Here is a 21,206-nt window from a genome sequence, read left to right on the forward strand (position 1 = left end):
CCTCATTTAAAATACATATTAAAAATTTTTGATATCTTTTCTTTTAATTTAGATAATGGCAAAAAAAACGGATCGATATTAATTATCATATCAATAAGCTCTTCATATCCATCAAATAATGCTATCCAATTTGAAAAATCATCACGATGATTTGGCGTTCTTCTTCTTGCATCAATGAAATGAAAGTACAAAGAACCATAAGATAATTCATCAATTGTATCCAAAAATCCTCTGGGCTCATCTATAATTTTAGATGTATTGAATACAACCATACCAAGCTTTAAAAAATAAAAAGGCTCCTGGGCGTTGGTATACAGTAAAACTGTATTTTGTTCTAGAGAATTTTGTATAATGTCAAGTAGCTCCTGACGCAAATCATCAATAGAACCAAAATCTTGTGGCTGCAAAACAGATAACTTTTCTGCTAAGGCTTCATCGTGAATTTGTTCTGCTACCCATTGAGCAAAATCATTGTTAAATTCGGGTGTACTAAAAGATGTACGAAGTAGCTTACCCCAAAAATGGTAGTAAATAGAATCTGTATCAATATTCAATAGTTGCGTAAATAATTCTTTTGTGTTAAGTGCATGTTTGCCTGTTGCAATCGATAAAATAGAACAATCTTTTATTTCAAAAGGTAAAATATTACTTTCCATAACTCTCTCCAACATATTTCATATTATATACCAAATAAATAAATAATCAACTATTGCAATTTTTGTTGCAAAAAAATACGCTACATTGTATAAATAAAAAAGGAGGCAAACAATGAAAGTAGCTGACTATCTTTTAAAAATTACACCTTACGAAGGTGGTAAACCTATAGAAGAATTGCAAAGAGACTTAGGATTAAGCGATGTAATAAAACTCGCTTCAAACGAGAATCCTCTTGGACCATCAAAACTTGTTATTGAAACAATATGCAAAATGGCAGCTAGTATAAATTTGTATCCCGACGGCAATGCCTATTATTTAACACAAAAATTAGCTAAACACTTAGGCATTAGTGAAAAAAATCTGATATTTGGAAACGGTTCAGACGAAATAATAGAACTATTATACAAAGCATTTGCTACCAATCAAAACGATGAAATATTATACTGCTACCCTACTTTTATAGAATACCGTATAATTGGTATGGCTTTTAACAAAAAAATTATAGAGCTTCCGTTAAAAAATTTTGCATACGATATTGATAACTTGATTAAACATATTAATGAAAATACAAGAATTATTTTCATTAATACTCCAAATAACCCAACAGGAACACTTACAGGACTAGATGACATATTAAAAATTATAAACAAAGCATCAAAAGACACGCTTATTGTAATAGATGAAGCTTACTATGAATACGCAAAGCCTTCAACGCATTACAAAGAATTACTTGATCTTTATAAAAAAGAAAATGTTATAATTTTAAGAACCTTTTCCAAAGCATATGCGCTAGCTGGCTTAAGAATTGGCTATGGTATTGCAAACGAGTTTATTATTCAAACACTTAATCGGGTAAGACCACCTTTTAATGTAAATATTGTAGCACAAGCAGCGGCGATTGCTGCCCTTGATGACAAAGAACACTTAAAAAAAAGTATACAAACTAACGAAGAAGGAAAACAATTTCTATACGAGCAATTCAATAAATTAAACCTATTCTATGTACCCACTTTTGCCAATTTTATCTTATTTTCAACACCAATTGACGCTTCAATAGTTTATGAAGATCTATTAAAAGAAGGTGTTATTGTAAGAAGCATGAAACCTTACGGTTACAATAATTTCTTAAGAGTCACAGTTGGAACCCGAAAAGAAAATGAAATTTTTATACAAAAACTTAAAAAGGTTTTGCATGTTTAATACCATTGGTATTGTTGGACTTGGGTTAATCGGTGGCTCTTTGGGTCTTGCAATTAAACATAAAAAGCTTTCAAAAATTCTAATTGGCTTTGACAGAAATGAAGAAAACCTAAATAATGCGCTAAACCTAGAACTTGTTGATATAAGCGCAAGTTCTTACAAATCTTTTTCAATTTGCGATTTTGTAATAGTTAGCGTTCCTCCTTCTCAAACAGTCCAGGTAATTTTGGATTTATTTAATGTGTTAAAAAAAAATACTATAATAATAGATGTAACAAGTGTAAAAAAACCCATTATAGATAGCATTAAAGACTTTATTCCAAAGGATATAAGCTATGTCCCAACACACCCGATTGCAGGCACAGAAAATTTTGGGCCTAAATCGGCTTTTAGGCAATTATTTGAAGATAAGTATTTTATAATAACACCAATTGCTGATGTTACCTTTGCAGAAAAAAAAGTTGAAGAGTTTGCAAAAACAATTAACATGAAAGTAAAATATATGGATGCAGAAAAACACGATAAGGTGTTTGCATATGTTAGCCATCTACCACATGTCATTGCTTATAGTCTTGTAAATCTTATATGGCAAAAAAATGAAGATGATGAAGCGTACGGCTTTGTCGGCGGCGGGTTTAGAGATTTTACACGCATAGCAAAATCAAATGAAAAGATGTGGAGTGATATATTTTTACTAAACAAGAATAATATTTTAACTGCTATAAATGATTATATTGGCAGTTTATCGGACTTAAAAAAATTCATTGAAAATAGCCAGGAAGACAAGCTTTTAGACTTTTTAAAAAATATTAGGCTCTTTAAAGAAAAATTAAATGTCTAATTTTATTTTAACTGTTGATGGACCAAGTGGCAGCGGTAAAAGCACTCTTTGCAAAATACTAGCAAAAAACGATTGCTTTATACATATCGATTCAGGCAAAATTTATAGAGCTATTTCTTATTTATTGGATGTAAATTTCAAGCAAAGTACATTAAACAACCTAAAACTAGACTTTAAGTTGGAAAACTCTCAAATATTGTTAATATACAATAATATAATATTAAATGAATTATTGGCTGACGAAGAGATCGCAAAAAAAGCTTCATTGATTGCACAAAAACCTTTTATTAGAGAATATGTGAATAATTTCATAAGAAGAATTGCCCATCATGGAAGGTTTGTTATAGATGGCCGTGATGCAGGCAGTGTAATTTTTAAAGATGCTAATTTGAAATTTTTTCTGACAGCCGATGTAATAGAAAGAGCAAAAAGACGCTCAAAAGAATTAAATACAGATTATAATCAATCTTATAAAGCATTAGTCTCCAGAGACGAGCAGGATACACAAAGAAAAATTGCCCCTCTTATTGTACCGCAAGGGGCAATAATAATAGATACAACGTTTTTATCTATAGAGGAAGTTTACAATAAAATAAAAAGTTACATTTAAGCTTTCATTTTTTCTATGTATTTTTGAGCATTAGATGCGGCAATAGCACCATCAGCGCAGGCTGTTACAACCTGTCTTAGAGATTTTTTTCTAACATCGCCTGCTGCAAAAATACCAGGAATGTTTGTTTCCATTTCTTCATTTGTTATTATGTAGCCATACTCATCTGTTTGTATTAAATCAGAAACAAATTTTGAGTTTGGAGTAAGGCCAATGTATATAAATATACCATCTATATCTAATCTTGATTGTTGTTTTGTTTTTACATTTTCAATGAGGACACCTTTAACAAATTTATCACCTAAAATTTCTTTAACAGAACTATCAAATACAATTTCTATTTTATTACTTTTCTTTACTCTATCCTGTAAAATTTTTACAGCCCTAAATTGGTCTCTTCTGTGAATTAAATATATTTTTTTTACAAGGTTTGCTAAATATAAAGCTTCTTCTAAAGCAGAATCACCACCTCCTACTACGGCAACTGTTTTGCCTTTAAAAAATGCACCATCGCATGTCGCGCAGTAAGAAACGCCTTTTCCAATAAACTTTGCCTCTCCTGGACAACCCAATCTATCTGCGCTTGCTCCTGTTGTTAAAATAATTGTTTTTGTTGTTATACAGCTTTTATTTGTAAGTATTACCCTTTTGCAAGAGATATCGTTTTCTATCTTCTCAACACCATCATAGCTAATTTCAACTTCAAATTTTTTTGCTTGTTCTAAAAATTTATCTATTACATCCATGCCACTTATACCTTCTGGAAATCCAGGGTAATTTTCTAAGTCAGCGCTAAAAACTATCTGTCCACCGAATACTTTTTCTTCCAAAATAATTGTCTTTAAACCACTCCTTGCTGCATAAATACCTGCTGTTAAACCAGCTGGTCCACCACCTATTATGACAACATCATACATCCAATACCCCTTTTAAAAATTGGACCGAGAAAACCTCGATCCAATTATAAAATTTTATCCAACCTTTGAGTGAAATATTCTTTTGGTGCAGCACCGATAATCTGATCTACCACTTCTCCGTTTTTGAAAATCATAAGTGTTGGTATGCTCATAATTCCATATCTAACAGCAATATCAGGCTCTTCATCCGTGTTTAATTTTCCTACTTTAAGTTTACCTTCATATTCATGTGCAATTTCTGATACTACAGGCGCAACCATCCTGCATGGCCCGCACCATGGAGCCCAAAAATCTACTAAAACCGGAATATCCGATTTTAATACCTCTTGTTCCCAGTTATCAGTAGTCAACTTTACCTCGACTGCCATAATTCCTCCTTGAATAAATCTCGCCTAGATTCTATAACGAAAAATACTTTTTGTCAAATGTAACTCATTAACTTAATTTTTTCAAACAGCCTGGCAACTTGTTTTTTTGTGTATTCTAACGAATAAGAATTATCAATTACAAAATCAGCTTTTTGTTTTTTTTCTTCTATATCCATTTGTAAATTGATTAGTTTTAACGCTTCAGTGTATGTTAAATTTTGCCTTTTCATTAATCTTTCTATTTGTATTTCTTTTTTTGCATAAACAACTATTGTTTTATCAAAGCTGCTTTCTAAGTGCTTTTCAAACAACAATGGAACATCGTAAATAATTATAGCATTTTTTTCTTTTTTTAATATAGATTCTTCAATTTCTTTTCTTTTTTGCTGAACATAAGGATGAATAATCGACTCCAAAAGAGTCAATTTTTGTTTATCATTAAATACAATTGCGCCTAATTTTTTTCTATCTATATCACCGTTTTCATCAAGTATTGATTCTCCAAACACTTCAACTATTTGCTTATGCGTTTTTTGTGTTTTTTTTAGTGCTGTGTGTGATATCTCATCTGAGTCAATAACATACGCGCCAAGTTCTCTAAACATATTAGCAACGGTTGATTTACCGGTGGCTATTGAGCCAGTTAAACCTACGCGCATTTAATTGGGCACTCCGTACAGTATGGGTTTTTTCTGCAATATGTTTTGGCTAATTTTACAATCAAAGCGTGATATTCTTTAAACAATTCAACATCTTTTGGTAAATTTTGCATAAAAAAAGACTGAACCTCTTCATATTTGCTTGAGTCAAAAAGCTTTTTTCGCTTTAAAAGTCTTATTGTATATGCATCTATAACAAAAACAGGCCTTGAAAACGCATAAAGCAAAATTGAATCGGCTGTTTCCAAACCTATGCCTTTAACATTTAAAAGCATTTTTCTAAACTGCAAAGTATCTGTAGTATTTTCATCAAAGTTTCCAAAAAATTTTGCAATTTCTTTTAAATAAACGCTTTTTTGTTTATAAAAACCTGCAGGTTTTATTAACTGTTGTATATATTCTAAAGGCATGTCTCTAATTTTGCAAAGATTGCAAAAACCTTCTTTTTTTAGATTAAAAATAGCTTTTTCTACATTTTGCCAGCTTGTATTTTGCGTTAGAATTGCTCCAATTATTATTTCATCTTTCGTTTCAGCTGGCCACCAGTATTGCTTGCCAAAAAATTGTAAAAGCGATTTGTAAATTTCAATGAGCATTAAGTTCGCTTAAAATCTCTTCCAAAATTTCCGAAGCGCTGCCTTCTAAAAATACATCCACAATCTTATCAGTATACTCACTAAATGTTTTGTTAATTTCGATAACTTTTGCACCTTTCTTCTTTGCCATAGCTGGTAAAAAGGCTGCTGGATAAACCAATCCGCTTGTTCCAATAATTATTAACAAATCACAATTGTTCATTAATTGTTCACTTTTTTCCTGTGCTTCTTTGGGTATCATTTCACCAAAGAAAATAAAATCAGGTTTCAATGGCACTTTGCAGTATGGACAATATGGAGCGCTTGATAAATCAAAATCGCTTATATTAAATTTTTTACCACAGTTTCTACAAACAAGCATTCTTGAGTTACCGTGGTATTCAACGATGTTTTTGCTGCCTGCTAAATAGTGCAAATTATCTATATTTTGGGTTATCAGCGCTTTTATATAACCTAATTCTTCAAGTTTTGCAAGAGCAAAATGAGCTTTGTTTGGCTTTTTGTCTTTGAGTACTTCAAAAAAAATTTTGTTGATCAAAGCCCATGATTTCTCTGGGTGTTTATAAAAATAATCTATTTCAAACATGCTTGGATCATACTTTTCCCATAGACCATCTTCTCCTCTAAATGAAGGAACACCACTTTCTACACTTATTCCAGCACCAGTAAAGCAAACTGCAAATTTTGATTGTTTTATCAAATATGCTGCTCTTTTAACCTGACTCATATTTGCCCCCAATCCCTTAAAAATCTGAAATCCCAGTTTATGCTTCTTCTACTAACTTTAGCTATGATTGGCGGCAACCTTTTAAACTGGTTTTTCCTTACTCTTTCAAATATACCATTTACAATGTTTTCACTAAAGCCTAGATTAACCACTTCATCAATGCTCAATCTCTTGTCAAATAAGTGATACAAAATCAAGTCTGCCTCATCGTAAGAAAAACCCAATTCTTCTTCATCGCTTTGACCTACCCATAAATCGGCAGTAGGTTTTTTATCAATAATGGATTGAGGCACTCCCATGTATTTTGATAAAATTCTCACTTGCGTTTTGTACAAATCACCAATTGGGTTTAGGCTTGATGCCATATCACCATACCATGTACCATAACCAAGCAATAATTCTGTTTTATTGCTTGTTCCAACAACAAGTGCATTTGTTTCATAACTTTGATCAAATAAAATTATCATTCTAAGTCTAGCTAAAATATTGCCTATTCTTACTTTATCAAAATTATTTTCAATATAGCTATCAGCCATATTTGTTATATCAACTTTTTTATAATTTATCCCAAGTTCGTTTATTATTTTAAATGCATCATCAACACTTTCAGCAGAGCTAGTTTTATATGGCAGAATAATCGCATATACATTTTCTTTTCCTAAAGCTTCTTTTAATAAATAAGCCACCAAACCAGAATCAATACCTCCTGACAAACCAATTACTGCTTTTTCAAAACCAACTTTATGGATCTCGTCCCTTAAAAACTCAATTAAATAATCTGCAATTTTAGACTCATCAAAACTCAACACCTTATATGGATCCATAGCTTTTATCCTTTAATAGTGGCATAAATTCTTTAGCGTGCGCAATATCACTTAGCTCTAAATCAAGTATATACAGATTCTCTTTTAGAAAATCTCCTTTAAATATACACTCACCAAATGAATTGTAAACGAGAGAGCTACCAAAAAAACCCACGCCATCTTCAAAACCTACCCTGTTTACATATATTACAAAGTTGCCGCTTAATGATGAGATATTGTTGCAAATATTGTCCCATATTTTTGTTTTATCTGCCTTATTTTCATAAATCCAGTAAGGAGAAGCAGAAATGATAATTGTCAAATCACTTTTACTTTGTTCAACAAAATGGTGAACACTTAAATGAAATGCTTCTTCACATATAAGTATATTTACTTTGCCAAATTTTGTTTGAGTTGTTTCAAGTGTATCACCCTTTGCAAAGTATCTTGCTTCTTCAAACATTCCGTAGTCTGGCAGGTATACTTTTTTTCTGTTTGTTAAAATAAGGCCATCTGATAAATAAACAGCACTATTGTAGTATAAATTATCTTCTTTTTGAGAATAACCAAGCACAATATCTATAAAATTACTTTTTTGAATAATATTGCTTAAATCTTTGTTTTGTAAGTTTATGCTAGCATAACTAACCAAATCACGAAGCGCATACCCGCTTGTGGCTAATTCTGGGAAAATAATTAGCTCGCTTTTTTTGTTTATAGCTTCATCTATAAAAATTTCAATCCGCTCTAAATTTTCTTTTACCTTGCCAAGTTTTGGCTTGAATTGAGCAATAGCAATTTTCATTTAAACACCAATTTTCATATTTACATCTACCCAAACGGCATGATGTATTATAGAACCACTTGATATAAAATCCACACCTGTTTTTGCAATCTCAACAATATTATCCTCATTAACATTGCCAGATGCTTCAAACAAAACTTCACCTGCAAACATTGATACACAGTTTTGTATAGTTTCTACATCCATATTGTCAAGCATAACCACATCAACTTTTAATGATACAGCTTCTTTTACTTCTTCAATGTTTGAGGTCTCAACTTCTATTTTTTTCATAAAGTTTGTTTTTCTAGCAAGTTCTACTGCTTTTGTTATACTACCAGCAATTTTTATATGATTATCCTTAATCAGAATTGCGTCAAACAAACCAATGCGGTGATTTAAGCCACCCCCAACAAGAACTGCATATTTTTCAAAATATCTAAAGCCTGGTGTAGTCTTTCTTGTTTCAACAATTTTAGCTTTATAGTCTTTTATCAAGTGGCTATAAAATTTAGTTTTGGTTGCAATGCCAGATAATCTTCCAATGATATTTAAAATAAGCCTTTCTGCCTGTAGCAATGCACTATCTTTTGCTTCAATTACAGCAATATGACTACCAGCTTTAACAAATTGACCTTCTTGAACATAAAACTCAATTTTGGCTTCTTCTTTTAAAACATCAAAGATCGGTTTTATAAAAATCAAACCCGCAACTATAAAATCTTCTTTTGCTTTAATTAATGCTTTTGTTTTAGATCCATTACATATACTTTCTGTAGTTACATCGCTATAGTAAATGTCTTCTAATAGATATGACTTGAGTAAATCTTCCAAAAATAATCTGTTCATTGTCTTTTTATGGATATCATGCGTTCAATTGGCTTCTTTGCTTTTTGAATTTGCTCATCTGTAAGAATTATCTCATAAACTTCTCTTTCAAGTGCATTTAATACATCTTTTAATGTTGTTTTTTTCATATTGGCACAAATAGATTTCGAACCTAATGTATAAAAAGTCTTATCTGGCGCTTGTCTTTTAAGTTCAAAAACTATGCCGCTTTCGGTTGCTATTATAAACTCTTTTGCACTGCTTTTTAAGCAATAGTTTATAATCCCGGCAGTAGATCCTACAAAATCTGCAAGCTCAATAACCTCCATTGGAGATTCTGGATGTACACATACTTTAGCTTCAGGGTGAATTTTAAGCAAATCCTGTATGTCTTTTCTTGTAAAACTATCATGAACCAAACAGTACCCATCAAATAAATAAATTTCTTTATCTGCTACATTTTGTTTTACATATTCACCTAAGTGCTTATCTGGTACAAAAAGTATCTTTTTGGCTTCCAGACTTTTTACAACATTAATTGCATTTGCTGAAGTACAACAAATATCTGAAACCATTTTAACATCTACATTTGTATTAACGTAAGAAACAATGCTCACATCACCAATTTCATTTTTCATATTAAGCACTTTTTCGGCTGTTGCCATATCAGCCAAAGGACATCCAGCGTCTATAACTGGTAAAATTACCTTTTTTTGAGGCGATAAAATCTTAGCAGTCTCTGCCATAAACTTAACACCACAAAACACTATTATATCAGCATCAGTTTTGGAAGCTTCTATTGATAAAGCCAAAGAATCACCAATAAAATCAGCTAATTCCTGCACTTCATCTCTTTGATAATAATGTGCTAAAATAATAGCATTTTTTTCTTTTTTAAGCCTTGTTATTTTAGATTGTATTTTTTCTTCCATAAAAACCTCGCTTTTTAGTATATAAAATTTAAATATTTAATCAAGCTTTTTATACCGCTTAAACTCATACTTTTATTAACAAATTGACAAATACTTAACTATATGCTAAAAATGAAGTGTTGCAAGTTCAAGGGAAGAAAGGGTGAGATTCCCTCGCTGTACCCGCAGCCGTATTAAGGCAAAAAGCTTAAGAAACAGCCACTGCCTCTTTGGTGGGAAGGCCTTAAGCCATAAGCCTTTAAGCCGGAAGACCTACTTGCAGCAAAAGTATCTTTTTATGCGGCGGGAGCTCTGCTAAAAAGATTGTAAATTTTCATATAGGAGGCTTTATATGTGGTATAAGTTAATGGTTGGTTTTGTATTGGTGGGATTTTTGTGTAATTTTGCTTTAGCTGATGAAAATGTTGTTGTAACTGCTTCTAAAGTAGATACACAGATTGCTAAAACGCCTTCTTTTGTTGAAGTTGTTACCCAAAAACAAATTGAAGATTCTGGCTCTATTTTCACACAAGATGCGTTAATTGGCTTACCTGGTATATCAATTTCATCAAATGGTCCATTTGGTGGTCAAACCTCTTTTTATATGAGAGGGCTTAGAAGTTACTATACAAAGTATCTAATGGATGGCGTAAATATAGGCGATCCATCTGGCCCGCAATCTTTCTTTGATATGTCCTCACTTTTGCCATACAATTTAAGCAGAATTGAGATTGTTCAGGGCTCTCAAAGCGGACTATATGGAGCTGATGCAATTGCTGGCGTGGTAAATTTTATCACAAAAAAAGGCGAAGGTAAACCTCATGCAACCTACACTCAAATGTATGGTTCGTTTGGCACATACGCAGAAAACCTATCTTACTCTGGTAAGGTTGGAAATTTTTCTTTTTATTTAGATGGCACCAGATTTGACACTACAGGTACATCAAAAACCAATTCTTACAATCCCCAAACTGATTCATATTCCTATGGAGGCAAAAGGGATGGATATCACCAAAGTGCTTTCAATTCAAGGTTAGAATATGATTTAAATGATTTTAAAATTGGTTTACTCATTAATGCACAAAAAGTACAAAACTATTTAGATCAATATAGTCCAACATATTCTAAACCAGACAATAGCTCATGGTTAAACACGACATATCCAGGCAAATCCTATAGAGAAGATAGCGAAACCTACCTTACAAAAGTTTACGCTCAAAAAACTTTTGATAAGCTGACATTAAAGCTGGATGGTTATTATTTTCAAAACTTAAGATACTATAAGGATAATTACAGCTACCCATATCCGGCTACTATACCGGCTCCACAAAGCGACTTTTACAGCAATAACTACAAAGGCTATCGCTATGGAAGTGATCTGCAACTTGAGTATGTTTTCAGTAAAAATTTTAAAACCGTAGCTGGCTTAAACTATACAGTTGATAGAATAAGCTATGACTACCCGAGTTATTTTAGTAAAAACAGAGACAATGTAGGTGCTTTTGTCGAATTTTTGCCAAGCATAGGCAATTTAAACCTTCAAGCAGCTTTTAGAGAGGATCATTTTCAAACATTTGGAGACCATGGCACATACAAGCTTGGCGCAAGCTACTTAATTGAACCTACAAACACAATTTTAAAAGCCAACTGGGCAACAGGTTTTGAAGCACCTACTTTATTTGAGCTTTATGCATCCGGCGTTCCTGCATGGTTTTTTAGCGGAGGAAATAGAAATTTATCACCAGAGCAATCAAAAAGCTGGGATATAGGATTTATGCAAAACCTATTTAACAATAAAGTCATGCTAGGCGCAACATACTTTAGAACAACAATAACAAATAGAATTGAATACTATACAAACCCAAATACATGGGAGTCTACATATAAAAACGTTCCAGGCAATACAGTAGCAACAGGTATAGAATCCTACATAAAAGTAAAACCAATAAAACAAATTGAATTAGGTCTAAACTATACCTATACAGACAGTACAAACCCAAACACAAATATGCAGTCGGCACGTATACCATACAGCATTACATCGGGCTATATAAACTATTCACCAATAGAAAACCTAACACTCCACTTAGATGGTAGATATATAGGCACAAGGTATGACAATGATTCTCACACACATCAAACAGGCAGATACACAGTATTTGATGCAAATATTGCATATAACATTACAAAAGACCTGAAGGCATCTGTTGCTATCTACAATATTTTTAATAGATTCTACCAAGATGTTTGGGGTTACACAACACTAAAGCGCAGTGCCTATGCAACGCTTAACTACACATTCTAAACCCATAAGCTGGGCTTTAGCTTTTTTGCTAAATATGGCAATAGTCATGGGCTTTGCCCAGCTTTTTAAATTTTACCATATAAAAACATCAAAAATATACACAGTAGATATTTATAATGTAAATCAATACCAAAAAACAATAAGAGCTAATCAAACTTTAACACAAATCAAGCCAGAAAATACAAAAAAGTCTTTATTTCAAAAAATACCAAAAAACGATATATCAAATCAAACTATCAATCATAATCGCACATTAATTACACAAAAAGCTCTACCACTTAAAAACGATAGGAAATTTTTCGCTAACGCTCAAAATGACAATGCAAGCTTTCCGCAAACAATAACAAACAAATCAGGTAGTCAACCCCAAACAAGTCCCATACAAAACCCACAAACAGCCACTTATGATGCAAACCCATCAAACACATCTACTGACCCAATTGACATTCAAAGTACTCCTCAGATTGCAAATTGGATTGAAAAACATAAATTTTATCCGCAAGAAGCTATTTTTAAAGGTGAAGAAGGTAAAATTAAACTGGTTTTTTTGATTGATAAAAACGGCTATCTAAAAAACATTTCAATATTGGAAAAATCCCCATACGATAGTTTAAACAAAGCAGCAATAAAAATAATACATAATTCTTCACCAGTTCCTCAAAAACTATTAACAAATGTAAATTTGCCATTTTATGCAAAGATAAATATAATATTTAAGCTTGAGTAAGTTTCAACAGTAAACTTTTATAGCAATTTTCAATTTCTTCTTTCTTTTTATCAAAACTCAAAATACGCAAGTTTTGAATCTTTAGTATATGTTCTTTTAAATTATTAATATTATCTATTTGAGTCAAACACCCTAAATTTTTTAAATACTCAACTTCTTGAGCAAAACTATCCATAAACCTTCCACAAAACACAAAATTGTTATATACTGCTGGCTCAATAGGGTTATGACCCTTTAGCTTGCCTGACAAAGAACCGCCAACAAACACCATTGAGCTAATTGAGTAAAGGGCTTCCAAAATACCAAATCTGTCAACTAAAACACAATCTTTTATATCGCTTAATTTTGACAACATTGAATATTCTACAGCAATTCCTTTTAAAAATTTTTCAAACAGTGGTAAATCTTCCATGTATCTTGGTGCAATAATCACTCTATAACCTAAACTTAAAACCTCATTTATCGCTTTTTGCAAAAACTCCAGTTCTTGTTTATGAAAGCTTGCAAAAACAAAATTTTTCTTATTATCCATTTTTAAAGTGAGCAAAAAATCATAATCAAAAGTTTTTTTTCCTAAAGCGTACTTGACGTTATCACAAAATTTGACATTCTTATTAAATTTATTAAATTTTTCCATATCTTTTTGTGATTTTGCAATTATAATATCAAACTTTGATATAGCTTCATAAAACACTTTAAATCTTAGGTAAAATTTATAGCTTTTATCAGACATTCTAGCATTAATCAAAATAACTCTTACATTATACTTTCTAAGATAATTAATATAGGACGGCCATATTTCTGTTTCAAAAAAAATAGCTAAATGAGGCAAATTATGTCTAAATAATTTTTTGTATAAAAAAATAAAATCCAGGGGAACTAAAAAAACCTCTAATCCTTGAGATTTTAGGTAATCATAGCCGATATTGCTTGTTACACTGAAAAGCAATTTTTTTTTGAATATACTTTCAATTGTATTTTTAATATTTAAAAAAGCTTTTGCTTCACCTAAGCTTGCAAGATGTATCAAAATACAGTCGTTTTGTTTTATGGGTTCTGGGTTTATTCTATCAAAAAACCTGTACCTAAAGCGTTTGCTTGATATAGCTTTTATTAGCAAATAGGGCAAACTTAACAAAAAAACAAAAAAAAGTATAATATTGTATCTAAGCATTTTCAAATTGAAGCTCTATAAGCCTTTGGTAGTATTTATTGTTTTCCAATAGTTCTTTGTGTGCGCCTATACCAACAATCTGACCTTGTTTCATTACCACAATTTTTGATGCGCTAAGTGCAGTGGACAATCTATGAGCTACCAAAAAAACCGTTCTATTTTTAATCAAGTTTGAAATAGCTTTTTGTACATAACTTTCTGCTTCTGCATCAAGTGCGCTTGTTGCCTCATCTAAAATCAAAATATCAGGGTTTTTCATAATGGCTCTTGCGATTGCGATTCTTTGCCTTTCTCCCCCAGATAAAATTACTGCCTGTTCGCCGAGATTTGTATCGTAGAGGCTAGGTAGCTTCATTATAAAATCATGCGCATAGGCTAGTCTTGCAGCTTCAATTACTTTTTCTTTATCTGGATTTTCTATACCATAAGCTATGTTGTTAAAAACTGTATCAGCAAAAAGCAGTACATTTTGTGAAACACTGGCAATTTTTTTTCTTAAACTCTTAAGCTCAAAATCCTTTATATTAATCCCATCTATTAAAATTCGCCCTTGAGTTGGATCATAAAAACGAGGTATCAGATCCATAAGAGTTGTTTTACCACCACCGCTTTCACCCACAAATGCAACTATTGTTTTTGCTTTAACTTCTAAATTGATATTTTTTAGAGCATATTTTTTACCATCATATGAAAAACTTACATTGTCAAATACAATTGATTTTTTAACACCCTCAAAAACAATTCCTTTAGCTGTTGTTTCTTGTGCAGATTTTGTATCTAAAATAAAAAACACACGTTCTATTGCGCCAATAGAAGAATTTATGCTGTTACTTGCTTTGGCAATTGTTTTAAAAGGCCTATATAACATAAAAAGGCCTGCCATAAATGAAAAAAAACCACCTACACTAATTGTACCTTTAAATACAAGCAATCCTCCAAACCAAATCAAAAATGCAATACCAAGCGAACCAATAAATTCCATCAATGGACTCGTAATTTCTGATATTCTAAAGCTTTTTAAATTAATATTTAAAAATTCCTGACTTTTTTTAAAAAATTTTTCTGTTTCTTTTTCTTCGGTCAAAAAACCTTTTATAAGGCGTATATTAAAAAATGATTCCTGAATGAGTGTAGTAATAGCTGCTATTGAAACCTGTCTTTTTTTACCAAGTTTTTTCATATCCTTACCAAATTTAATAATAGGGTAAAGTGCAATTGGAAACACAATCGTTGAGATTAAAGCCAGTTTAAAGTCTATTGTATATATAACTATAAATAAAAAAATAATCGTAAAAAACTCTCTTATTGCTTCAGGCATTACCCTTGCAATTGTATCTTGAAGACGCTCGGTATCGTTTAATACCCTGGATAGAAGCTCTGATGTATGGTATTTTTCAAAGAAATCAACAGGTAAACTTACTATATGCTTAAACATCTGGTTTCTTATGTTAAACAAAATATTTTCTGCTACATATGCTGTCTGATAGGATTGAATGTATGTAAATAAACCCTTAAAAAAATAAGTTGCCATAACGGCAAATGGTAGCAAAATAAGCATTTTTTTATCTTTTGCTATAAAAATTTTGTCTAAAACAGGTTTAATTAAGTATGCAGTAAGCGAAGTTAAAGCACCAACAATAATCATAGCTATAAAGGATAAGACAATCCTTTTCCAGTAAGGTTTCATATACAATAAAAGCCTATTTAGATATTCCTTATTTATTTTCATACCACTCCTTTTAAAAGTGTTTTGTAATCAAGCATAATTTCAATATCAAGGTAAACTATCCCTGGCTGCTCTATTTTTACAAAATCCTTGTAGGTAGTAAGTAACGCCTCAGATTTAGTTTTAGATTTTAAATCTTTTAGAGCTTCTATGTCTTTTTTAGAATAATAATAATGATCTTTAAAAAATCTAAAGCCGTTTATTACAATGCCAATCTCGGTGAGACTTGATAAAAATTTATCAGGATTTCCAATTGAGCAAAACACGAATGCGCTTTGTGGTTTATTAGTTTTACCATTAATATCAAAAAAACCATTGTTTACTATTTTTGCTTTTATTTCGCAATCCCCTTTAAAACATATAAGCTTATTACACCTTTTTAAGCTTTTTTTGCTGTCGCGCAAAAGTCCAAAAGGCAAATAAAACCTTTCTTGATCTATTATACAAACCTCTAAATCTTTTGCAATTTTTCTATACTGTAGGCCATCGTCTAAAATAACATAGTTGGGTTCAAATTTCTTTAATAATTCTACAGCGCTCAATCTATCTTTTGCGCTTGCTACAATTGCTTTAGTTTTTTTAGCAATAAGGTATGTTTCATCATTTACAAAAGGTGTTTTGTAAATGATGCTTTTGCCATCAGAAACAATCAAAGCATTTTTGTGTTTTGCTTTGTAAGCATTTGTAACAATAGCTACTATATATCCTAAAGAATGCAAATAATTTGCAATTCCTATGCAAAGTGGCGTTTTACCTGTGCCACCTGCTTTAATATTGCCTATGCTTATAATTTTTGCACCATCAATTTTTACTGTTTTAAAGATACCAATATCGTATAAAAAATTCCTTGCGCTTACTATAGCTAAATATAGTAATGAAACCGGAAATAAAATTGGCGCTAAAATCGTTTGGAAAAATTTAATATTCTTCATTGTTTAGCTTGCTTTCAAGCTCTGCAACCTTTGATTTTATCTCTTCTTTTGTTTTAACGTAAATGGGTTTTTTGTATATGAATGTGACACTCGAAAAAGGTTTTGGTATGGCAAACCTATCCCAGCTATTTAGCCTCCAGGCGCTTTTTGGCTCAAAAGCTATAGGTACAATAGGGTATCCAGAAAAATAAGCAAGCTCTAATACACCAAGTTTTGCCTTTCTTCTTGGACCTCTTGGTCCATCTGGCGTTATACCTATATCGCAAGCTTGATTCTTAATTAGTCTTAACATCTCTAAAAATGCTTTTTTAGGATTTCTGTTGACTGAGCCGCCAATTGTTCCCATTTTAAAATACTTTATAACATCGCTTGCCAATTTGCCATCTTTATGAGTACTTATCAATACACTCAAATTATTACCTAAATAAACAAAAGGCAAAAATAAAATACTTTCGTGCCAAAAAGCATAAATTATAGGTGAATTAATAGATTTTATTGTGTATTCTTCAACAACATTTATTCGCAAAAATAACCTGTAAAATCTCAAAAAAATATAAAAAATAAATGCCTTCATGCTAAATAATCTAATATGGCTTTTGCTATTTTTGGTGTTACAGGATAATTTCCCAAAGCATAGCTTATTTGCTTAAAATCATGTTTTATTTGCTGCTGGTAATTGTTGCTTTGAAGGATTAATTTTGAGTACTCATAAATTTTTTTAGGTGTTGCGTCAAATTGTATTAACTCTGGTATAATTTTTTTGCCGTATATCACATTTGGCAGAGCAATTGAATCAACTCCATGAATTAAAGCTTTTCCTACCATATAGCTCAAATTTGACAGTTTATATGCAACAACACATGGCAAACCAAACAAAGCAGCCTCTAAAGTAACAGTACCGCTTTTTGTAATTGCAAAAGAAGCTTTTTTCATCATATCGTATGTATCGAGGCTGAATTCAATAAATGGAAATTCACTTTTGAATTGCTCAAAATATTTTAGAAAATGCTCTTGCGTTGCCACAACAAATCTATAGTCACTAAATTCTTTTTTTAGTAAATACGTGGCTTCAAAAAAAATTCTAGTATGAAAATGCAATTCTGACATTCTTGAGCCTGGCAAAATAAGAATAATTTTTTCTCTGTCCAGGTTTTTTTCTATGTGTTTGTTAAGTATGTCTATTAGAGGATGTCCAAAATATACCACCTTTTTAAAATCAAAATCATACTTAAGGGATTGAGTATTAAAAAATGTACGTTCAAACGGTAATATTGGTATAATCAGGTCTACATATTTAAATAATGGCTTTATACGAGCTTTTCTCCATGCCCACAGCTGGGGTGTAATGTAGTAGATAACCTTAATATTATTTTTCTTAGCAAATTTTGCAAGTTGCATATTAAAATCTGGAAAATCCATCAAAATCAATGCATCTATATTGTTTTTTAAAATAGCTTTTTTTATATCATTTAAGATTTCTATTGCTTTTGGCAAAATCGACAGGGCTTCTTTAAAGCCAATTACACTTATATCTTTATAATCAGCTATCTTTTGGGATTGGGTCGCCAGCAAATCTGAACCAAACGATAAAACTTTAATTGAACTATCGGCTTTTTTAAGCTCTTGAGCCAACAAAAATGCGTATTTTTCTGCAGATCTTTCTCCTACGGATAAAAAAAATTTCATCGCTCTCTGCAAAAACCGCGCTCTGATTTCCTTAAAAACTCAATTATATCAATAACATGCTTGGATGGACTTTCTTTGAGTTTTTCATAAGCCTCATCAAATTTTAGGTTTGACCTAAATATAACCCTGTATGCTTCTTTTAGTTTCTCAATTTCAGAAAGGCTAAATCCATGCCTTTTTAGGCCTACCAGATTAAGTCCATTTAGTTTTGCCCTATTTCCAACGGCAAGCATGTAAGGAGCAACATCAAGTGATACGCCACTCATACCGCCTATCATAGATAAACTGCCAATTCTTGAAAATTGGTGTATTGCGCTCATCCCACCTATAACTGCCCCATCATCTACAACAACATGACCTGCAAATTGAACCATATTGGCAATTATGCAATTGTTACCAATCACACAATCATGCGCTATGTGCACATAAGCCATTATTAAATTATTATTGCCTATTTGGGTTTTGCCAATACCACCTTTTGTGCCTCGATTTATCATAGCAAATTCTCTTATTGTATTGTTGTTACCTATAATAAGCTCGCTAAATTCACCAGAAAACTTTAAATCCTGAGGAATAGTACCTAATACAGCAGAATGAAATATCCTACAATTTTTCCCAACAGTTGTAAATTCATCTATAACAACATGGCTTAAAATTTCGCTATTATCGCCAATTTTGGCACCAGCTTTTATAATAGAATAGGGTCCGATTGTTACATTTTCGCCTAACTCAACATTGTCTTCAATTATTGCTGTTTTGTGTATATTTACCATATTTTAACTCCTTAATCCAATTTTGCACTCATTACAGCCTCTGCCACAAGTGTATTATCTACAAAACACTTGCCAGACATTTTCCATACCTTCATCTTGTGTTTTATAATCTCAACTCGCATTAGCAACGTATCGCCAGGCACAACCGCTTTTCTAAACCTAGCATTTTCTATACTCATAAAATACACAACTCTATTAGCATTATCTCCTTCTTCTAAAGACAAAAAAGCCAGTATCCCACCTGCTTGCGCCATTCCTTCTACAATTACAACACCAGGCATAATATGTTTTTTTGGAAAATGCCCTTGAAAATAAGCTTCATTATATGTAACATTTTTTATTGCTTCTATAAACTTAAATTTTTCATAATTTATAACTTTATCTACAAATAAAAAAGGGTACCTATGTGGTAAAATTTCTTTTATTTTTTCAATGTCTATCATCTTTTTCAAGCTCCTTTAACCTACTTTCTAATTCTTGAATTTTTTTGTAAAGTTCTGGAAGTCTAGGTATTATTGCACTTGATTTTAACCACTTAGAATGATCATATACTGGTATACCACTGTAGATGCCACCTGATTTGATGTTTGTTCCAACTCCAGACTTTGCTGTAATAACAGTATTATCAGCTATACCTAAATGACCTGCTACACCAACTTGACCTGCTAAAATAACATTATTGCCAATTCTTGTAGAACCAGATATGCCACACTGCGATACTAATATAGAATTTTCGCCTATCTCTACATTATGTGCAATTTGGACTAAATTATCTATCTTTGAACCTTTTCTAATTATTGTTTCATCAAGCGTTGCTCTATCAATTGATACGTTTGAGCCAATTTCAACATCATCTTCTATAATAACTTTCCCGACCTGTGGTATTTTATAATGCTTACCATTATTATTAACATATCCAAAACCATCGCTGCCAATTACGCTACCAGAATGGATAATTACATTATTTCCAATCTCTACCTTTTCCCGTATTGTAACATTTGGATAAATTATACAATTGTCCTTAATAATAGAATCTTCGCCAATATAAACCATTGGCATTATATAACTATTGCCAATGTTTGCATTTGATCCAATGTATGAAAAATCACCAATGTAAGCTTTATCACTTATTTTTGCAGTATTGTCAATGGTTGCTTTTGAGCTTTTAAAACTGCTTTTAAGATCTCTTTGATAAAAATAAGTTAAAGCTAGAGCAAAGCCAAGATAAGCATCTTTGCAAACAATAAAGTTTTTATCTTTATAAGGACCAATATCAAACGTTTGGTCAACTATAATACAACACGCTTTTGTATTTGAAATATATTTTGTATACTTTTTGTTTGACAAAAAACTAACTTTACGTTTATCCGCGCGATTTAAGCTAGCAACACCATCTATAGTAATATCATTTTTGCCAATATAAACTCCATTAATTACTTTAGCCAACTGTTGTGCATGAATCATTTCTTACTTTGCTCGTATATTTTGTTGTACTCTTTTATTACTTGGGATGTAATATCTAAAGCGTCATTCCAATACACTAATCCTTGGTGAACTTCAAAAACTAAATCTATTCCATCTTTTTGGCTAATATTTTTAACAGTTTCAACAAGACCATTTATAATATTTTGCGTATACTCTCTTTCTTTAGACACAACATCATCCGTAGCATCAGCTTTATATCTTTCTAAATCTCTCAATTTTGTTTGGTATTCAAGTTCTAACTGCTGTTTGTCCTTTTTATTTGTAGAAGTGTTTTGAATTTTTTGTGCTAAATCATTGAGTTCTTTTTGCTTATTATCAATAACGGTTTTTTTTGCATCAATAATTTTTTGCAGCATAGACTTTGCATCAATACCAGCTTGACAATTTTGCAATGCTTTATTTAAATCAACAACAGCTACTTTAAACGCAAATGCATTACTACTAAAAGCTAAAAATGCAATAAGTGCACTAAACCCCAAAAAAAGTCTTTTCATAAA

General features: G+C 31.6%; 24 protein-coding genes and 1 riboswitch. Of the genes, 5 read left to right on the plus strand and 19 right to left on the minus strand.

Annotated features, from left to right (window positions below; translation table 11 throughout):
- Positions 1-2 precede the first annotated feature (2 nt).
- Positions 3-656: a DUF5752 family protein gene (locus ACP5FO_RS01970; RefSeq protein WP_428107856.1), complete on the minus strand. Its 654-nt coding sequence runs from the start codon at positions 654-656 to the stop codon at positions 3-5.
- Positions 657-768: 112 nt separating this feature from the next.
- Here ACP5FO_RS01970 and hisC point away from each other — a divergent pair, with 112 nt between their 5' ends.
- Genes hisC through cmk form a run of 3 tightly spaced genes read left to right on the plus strand, consistent with a single transcriptional unit; the run spans position 769 to position 3,308 of the window.
- On the plus strand, positions 769-1,857 hold the full coding sequence (hisC, locus tag ACP5FO_RS01975) for a histidinol-phosphate transaminase (protein WP_428107858.1): 1,089 nt from the start codon (positions 769-771) through the stop codon (positions 1,855-1,857).
- Entirely contained in the window at positions 1,850-2,698 is an 849-nt protein-coding gene (locus ACP5FO_RS01980) for a prephenate dehydrogenase (protein ID WP_428107861.1), read from the plus strand. The genes hisC and ACP5FO_RS01980 overlap by 8 nt, the downstream gene beginning before the upstream one ends.
- Positions 2,691-3,308 carry a (d)CMP kinase gene (cmk, locus tag ACP5FO_RS01985; RefSeq protein ID WP_428107864.1) on the plus strand — a complete coding sequence of 206 codons (618 nt, stop codon included), beginning with the start codon at positions 2,691-2,693 and terminating at the stop codon, positions 3,306-3,308. Before ACP5FO_RS01980 ends, cmk begins: the two co-directional genes overlap by 8 nt.
- On the opposite strand, the gene trxB is transcribed toward cmk, so the two are convergent.
- From trxB to nadA, 9 genes are read right to left on the minus strand one after another with little or no spacing between them, the layout of a single operon-like run.
- Positions 3,305-4,225 (minus strand): thioredoxin-disulfide reductase, encoded by a 921-nt coding sequence (gene trxB / locus ACP5FO_RS01990; protein WP_428107867.1) that lies wholly within the window; start codon positions 4,223-4,225, stop codon positions 3,305-3,307. The two genes, cmk and trxB, sit on opposite strands and share 4 nt — an antisense overlap.
- Positions 4,226-4,269: 44 nt before the next feature.
- A complete protein-coding gene (gene trxA, locus ACP5FO_RS01995; RefSeq protein ID WP_092128182.1) occupies positions 4,270-4,593 on the minus strand; it encodes a thioredoxin in 324 nt (107 codons plus the stop codon).
- 53 nt (positions 4,594-4,646) lie between these two features.
- A complete protein-coding gene (gene coaE, locus ACP5FO_RS02000) occupies positions 4,647-5,252 on the minus strand; it encodes a dephospho-CoA kinase (protein ID WP_428107872.1) in 606 nt (201 codons plus the stop codon).
- Positions 5,243-5,848 (minus strand): endonuclease III domain-containing protein, encoded by a 606-nt coding sequence (locus tag ACP5FO_RS02005; RefSeq protein WP_428107875.1) that lies wholly within the window; start codon positions 5,846-5,848, stop codon positions 5,243-5,245. The genes coaE and ACP5FO_RS02005 overlap by 10 nt, the downstream gene beginning before the upstream one ends.
- Positions 5,838-6,575 (minus strand): SIR2 family NAD-dependent protein deacylase, encoded by a 738-nt coding sequence (locus tag ACP5FO_RS02010; protein WP_428107878.1) that lies wholly within the window; start codon positions 6,573-6,575, stop codon positions 5,838-5,840. Before ACP5FO_RS02010 ends, ACP5FO_RS02005 begins: the two co-directional genes overlap by 11 nt.
- A complete protein-coding gene (locus ACP5FO_RS02015) occupies positions 6,572-7,399 on the minus strand; it encodes an NAD+ synthase (protein WP_428107882.1) in 828 nt (275 codons plus the stop codon). Before ACP5FO_RS02015 ends, ACP5FO_RS02010 begins: the two co-directional genes overlap by 4 nt.
- On the minus strand, positions 7,386-8,183 hold the full coding sequence (locus ACP5FO_RS02020) for a nitrilase-related carbon-nitrogen hydrolase (RefSeq protein WP_291492658.1): 798 nt from the start codon (positions 8,181-8,183) through the stop codon (positions 7,386-7,388). The genes ACP5FO_RS02015 and ACP5FO_RS02020 overlap by 14 nt, the downstream gene beginning before the upstream one ends.
- Positions 8,184-9,011: a carboxylating nicotinate-nucleotide diphosphorylase gene (nadC, locus tag ACP5FO_RS02025; RefSeq protein ID WP_428107889.1), complete on the minus strand. Its 828-nt coding sequence runs from the start codon at positions 9,009-9,011 to the stop codon at positions 8,184-8,186.
- Positions 9,008-9,922: a quinolinate synthase NadA gene (nadA, locus tag ACP5FO_RS02030; RefSeq protein WP_428156947.1), complete on the minus strand. Its 915-nt coding sequence runs from the start codon at positions 9,920-9,922 to the stop codon at positions 9,008-9,010. The genes nadC and nadA overlap by 4 nt, the downstream gene beginning before the upstream one ends.
- Before the next feature lie 106 nt (positions 9,923-10,028).
- A riboswitch (cobalamin riboswitch) is annotated at positions 10,029-10,196 on the plus strand.
- 57 nt (positions 10,197-10,253) lie between these two features.
- On the opposite strand from nadA, the gene ACP5FO_RS02035 reads away from it, so the two are divergent.
- Together ACP5FO_RS02035 and ACP5FO_RS02040 are read left to right on the plus strand one after the other, a co-directional pair.
- Positions 10,254-12,206: a TonB-dependent receptor gene (locus ACP5FO_RS02035; RefSeq protein WP_428156948.1), complete on the plus strand. Its 1,953-nt coding sequence runs from the start codon at positions 10,254-10,256 to the stop codon at positions 12,204-12,206.
- On the plus strand, positions 12,181-12,933 hold the full coding sequence (locus tag ACP5FO_RS02040; protein ID WP_428107898.1) for an energy transducer TonB: 753 nt from the start codon (positions 12,181-12,183) through the stop codon (positions 12,931-12,933). Before ACP5FO_RS02035 ends, ACP5FO_RS02040 begins: the two co-directional genes overlap by 26 nt.
- Here the strand turns inward: ACP5FO_RS02040 and ACP5FO_RS02045 are convergent.
- From ACP5FO_RS02045 to ACP5FO_RS02085, 9 genes are read right to left on the minus strand one after another with little or no spacing between them, the layout of a single operon-like run.
- Entirely contained in the window at positions 12,920-14,107 is a 1,188-nt protein-coding gene (locus ACP5FO_RS02045; protein WP_428156952.1) for a 3-deoxy-D-manno-octulosonic acid transferase, read from the minus strand. The two genes, ACP5FO_RS02040 and ACP5FO_RS02045, sit on opposite strands and share 14 nt — an antisense overlap.
- Positions 14,100-15,836, minus strand: a complete 1,737-nt coding sequence (locus ACP5FO_RS02050) for an ABC transporter ATP-binding protein (RefSeq protein ID WP_428107902.1) — start codon at positions 15,834-15,836, stop codon at positions 14,100-14,102. Before ACP5FO_RS02050 ends, ACP5FO_RS02045 begins: the two co-directional genes overlap by 8 nt.
- Positions 15,833-16,765 carry a tetraacyldisaccharide 4'-kinase gene (lpxK, locus tag ACP5FO_RS02055; protein WP_428107905.1) on the minus strand — a complete coding sequence of 311 codons (933 nt, stop codon included), beginning with the start codon at positions 16,763-16,765 and terminating at the stop codon, positions 15,833-15,835. Before lpxK ends, ACP5FO_RS02050 begins: the two co-directional genes overlap by 4 nt.
- Positions 16,752-17,339 (minus strand): lysophospholipid acyltransferase family protein, encoded by a 588-nt coding sequence (locus ACP5FO_RS02060; protein ID WP_428107908.1) that lies wholly within the window; start codon positions 17,337-17,339, stop codon positions 16,752-16,754. Before ACP5FO_RS02060 ends, lpxK begins: the two co-directional genes overlap by 14 nt.
- Positions 17,336-18,451, minus strand: coding sequence for a lipid-A-disaccharide synthase (gene lpxB, locus ACP5FO_RS02065; protein ID WP_428156949.1), 1,116 nt, complete (start codon positions 18,449-18,451; stop codon positions 17,336-17,338). The genes ACP5FO_RS02060 and lpxB overlap by 4 nt, the downstream gene beginning before the upstream one ends.
- Complete coding sequence (lpxA, locus tag ACP5FO_RS02070; protein WP_428107913.1) at positions 18,448-19,224, minus strand: acyl-ACP--UDP-N-acetylglucosamine O-acyltransferase; 777 nt, start codon at positions 19,222-19,224, stop codon at positions 18,448-18,450. Before lpxA ends, lpxB begins: the two co-directional genes overlap by 4 nt.
- Positions 19,225-19,235: 11 nt before the next feature.
- The gene (gene fabZ, locus ACP5FO_RS02075) at positions 19,236-19,667 is read right to left on the minus strand and encodes a 3-hydroxyacyl-ACP dehydratase FabZ (protein ID WP_428107916.1); all 432 of its coding nucleotides are present in this window, start codon (positions 19,665-19,667) and stop codon (positions 19,236-19,238) included.
- A complete protein-coding gene (gene lpxD / locus ACP5FO_RS02080; protein ID WP_428107920.1) occupies positions 19,654-20,688 on the minus strand; it encodes a UDP-3-O-(3-hydroxymyristoyl)glucosamine N-acyltransferase in 1,035 nt (344 codons plus the stop codon). Before lpxD ends, fabZ begins: the two co-directional genes overlap by 14 nt.
- The gene (locus tag ACP5FO_RS02085; protein ID WP_428156950.1) at positions 20,685-21,203 is read right to left on the minus strand and encodes an OmpH family outer membrane protein; all 519 of its coding nucleotides are present in this window, start codon (positions 21,201-21,203) and stop codon (positions 20,685-20,687) included. Before ACP5FO_RS02085 ends, lpxD begins: the two co-directional genes overlap by 4 nt.
- Positions 21,204-21,206 lie beyond the last annotated feature (3 nt).

This window comes from Desulfurella sp. (assembly GCF_049977265.1).
Classification (GTDB): Bacteria; Campylobacterota_A; Desulfurellia; order Desulfurellales; family Desulfurellaceae; genus Desulfurella.

What these genes read in the sequence shown, in the direction of transcription:
- ACP5FO_RS01970 (WP_428107856.1), bottom strand. Translation starts at nt 656, where the DNA reads ATGGAAAGTAATATTTTACCTTTTGAAATAAAAGATTGTTCTATTTTA.
- hisC (WP_428107858.1), top strand. Translation starts at nt 769, where the DNA reads ATGAAAGTAGCTGACTATCTTTTAAAAATTACACCTTACGAAGGTGGT.
- ACP5FO_RS01980 (WP_428107861.1), top strand. Translation starts at nt 1,850, where the DNA reads ATGTTTAATACCATTGGTATTGTTGGACTTGGGTTAATCGGTGGCTCT.
- cmk (WP_428107864.1), top strand. Translation starts at nt 2,691, where the DNA reads ATGTCTAATTTTATTTTAACTGTTGATGGACCAAGTGGCAGCGGTAAA.
- trxB (WP_428107867.1), bottom strand. Translation starts at nt 4,225, where the DNA reads ATGTATGATGTTGTCATAATAGGTGGTGGACCAGCTGGTTTAACAGCA.
- trxA (WP_092128182.1), bottom strand. Translation starts at nt 4,593, where the DNA reads ATGGCAGTCGAGGTAAAGTTGACTACTGATAACTGGGAACAAGAGGTA.
- coaE (WP_428107872.1), bottom strand. Translation starts at nt 5,252, where the DNA reads ATGCGCGTAGGTTTAACTGGCTCAATAGCCACCGGTAAATCAACCGTT.
- ACP5FO_RS02005 (WP_428107875.1), bottom strand. Translation starts at nt 5,848, where the DNA reads ATGCTCATTGAAATTTACAAATCGCTTTTACAATTTTTTGGCAAGCAA.
- ACP5FO_RS02010 (WP_428107878.1), bottom strand. Translation starts at nt 6,575, where the DNA reads ATGAGTCAGGTTAAAAGAGCAGCATATTTGATAAAACAATCAAAATTT.
- ACP5FO_RS02015 (WP_428107882.1), bottom strand. Translation starts at nt 7,399, where the DNA reads ATGGATCCATATAAGGTGTTGAGTTTTGATGAGTCTAAAATTGCAGAT.
- ACP5FO_RS02020 (WP_291492658.1), bottom strand. Translation starts at nt 8,183, where the DNA reads ATGAAAATTGCTATTGCTCAATTCAAGCCAAAACTTGGCAAGGTAAAA.
- nadC (WP_428107889.1), bottom strand. Translation starts at nt 9,011, where the DNA reads ATGAACAGATTATTTTTGGAAGATTTACTCAAGTCATATCTATTAGAA.
- nadA (WP_428156947.1), bottom strand. Translation starts at nt 9,922, where the DNA reads ATGGAAGAAAAAATACAATCTAAAATAACAAGGCTTAAAAAAGAAAAA.
- ACP5FO_RS02035 (WP_428156948.1), top strand. Translation starts at nt 10,254, where the DNA reads ATGTGGTATAAGTTAATGGTTGGTTTTGTATTGGTGGGATTTTTGTGT.
- ACP5FO_RS02040 (WP_428107898.1), top strand. Translation starts at nt 12,181, where the DNA reads ATGCAACGCTTAACTACACATTCTAAACCCATAAGCTGGGCTTTAGCT.
- ACP5FO_RS02045 (WP_428156952.1), bottom strand. Translation starts at nt 14,107, where the DNA reads ATGCTTAGATACAATATTATACTTTTTTTTGTTTTTTTGTTAAGTTTG.
- ACP5FO_RS02050 (WP_428107902.1), bottom strand. Translation starts at nt 15,836, where the DNA reads ATGAAAATAAATAAGGAATATCTAAATAGGCTTTTATTGTATATGAAA.
- lpxK (WP_428107905.1), bottom strand. Translation starts at nt 16,765, where the DNA reads ATGAAGAATATTAAATTTTTCCAAACGATTTTAGCGCCAATTTTATTT.
- ACP5FO_RS02060 (WP_428107908.1), bottom strand. Translation starts at nt 17,339, where the DNA reads ATGAAGGCATTTATTTTTTATATTTTTTTGAGATTTTACAGGTTATTT.
- lpxB (WP_428156949.1), bottom strand. Translation starts at nt 18,451, where the DNA reads ATGAAATTTTTTTTATCCGTAGGAGAAAGATCTGCAGAAAAATACGCA.
- lpxA (WP_428107913.1), bottom strand. Translation starts at nt 19,224, where the DNA reads ATGGTAAATATACACAAAACAGCAATAATTGAAGACAATGTTGAGTTA.
- fabZ (WP_428107916.1), bottom strand. Translation starts at nt 19,667, where the DNA reads ATGATAGACATTGAAAAAATAAAAGAAATTTTACCACATAGGTACCCT.
- lpxD (WP_428107920.1), bottom strand. Translation starts at nt 20,688, where the DNA reads ATGATTCATGCACAACAGTTGGCTAAAGTAATTAATGGAGTTTATATT.
- ACP5FO_RS02085 (WP_428156950.1), bottom strand. Translation starts at nt 21,203, where the DNA reads ATGAAAAGACTTTTTTTGGGGTTTAGTGCACTTATTGCATTTTTAGCT.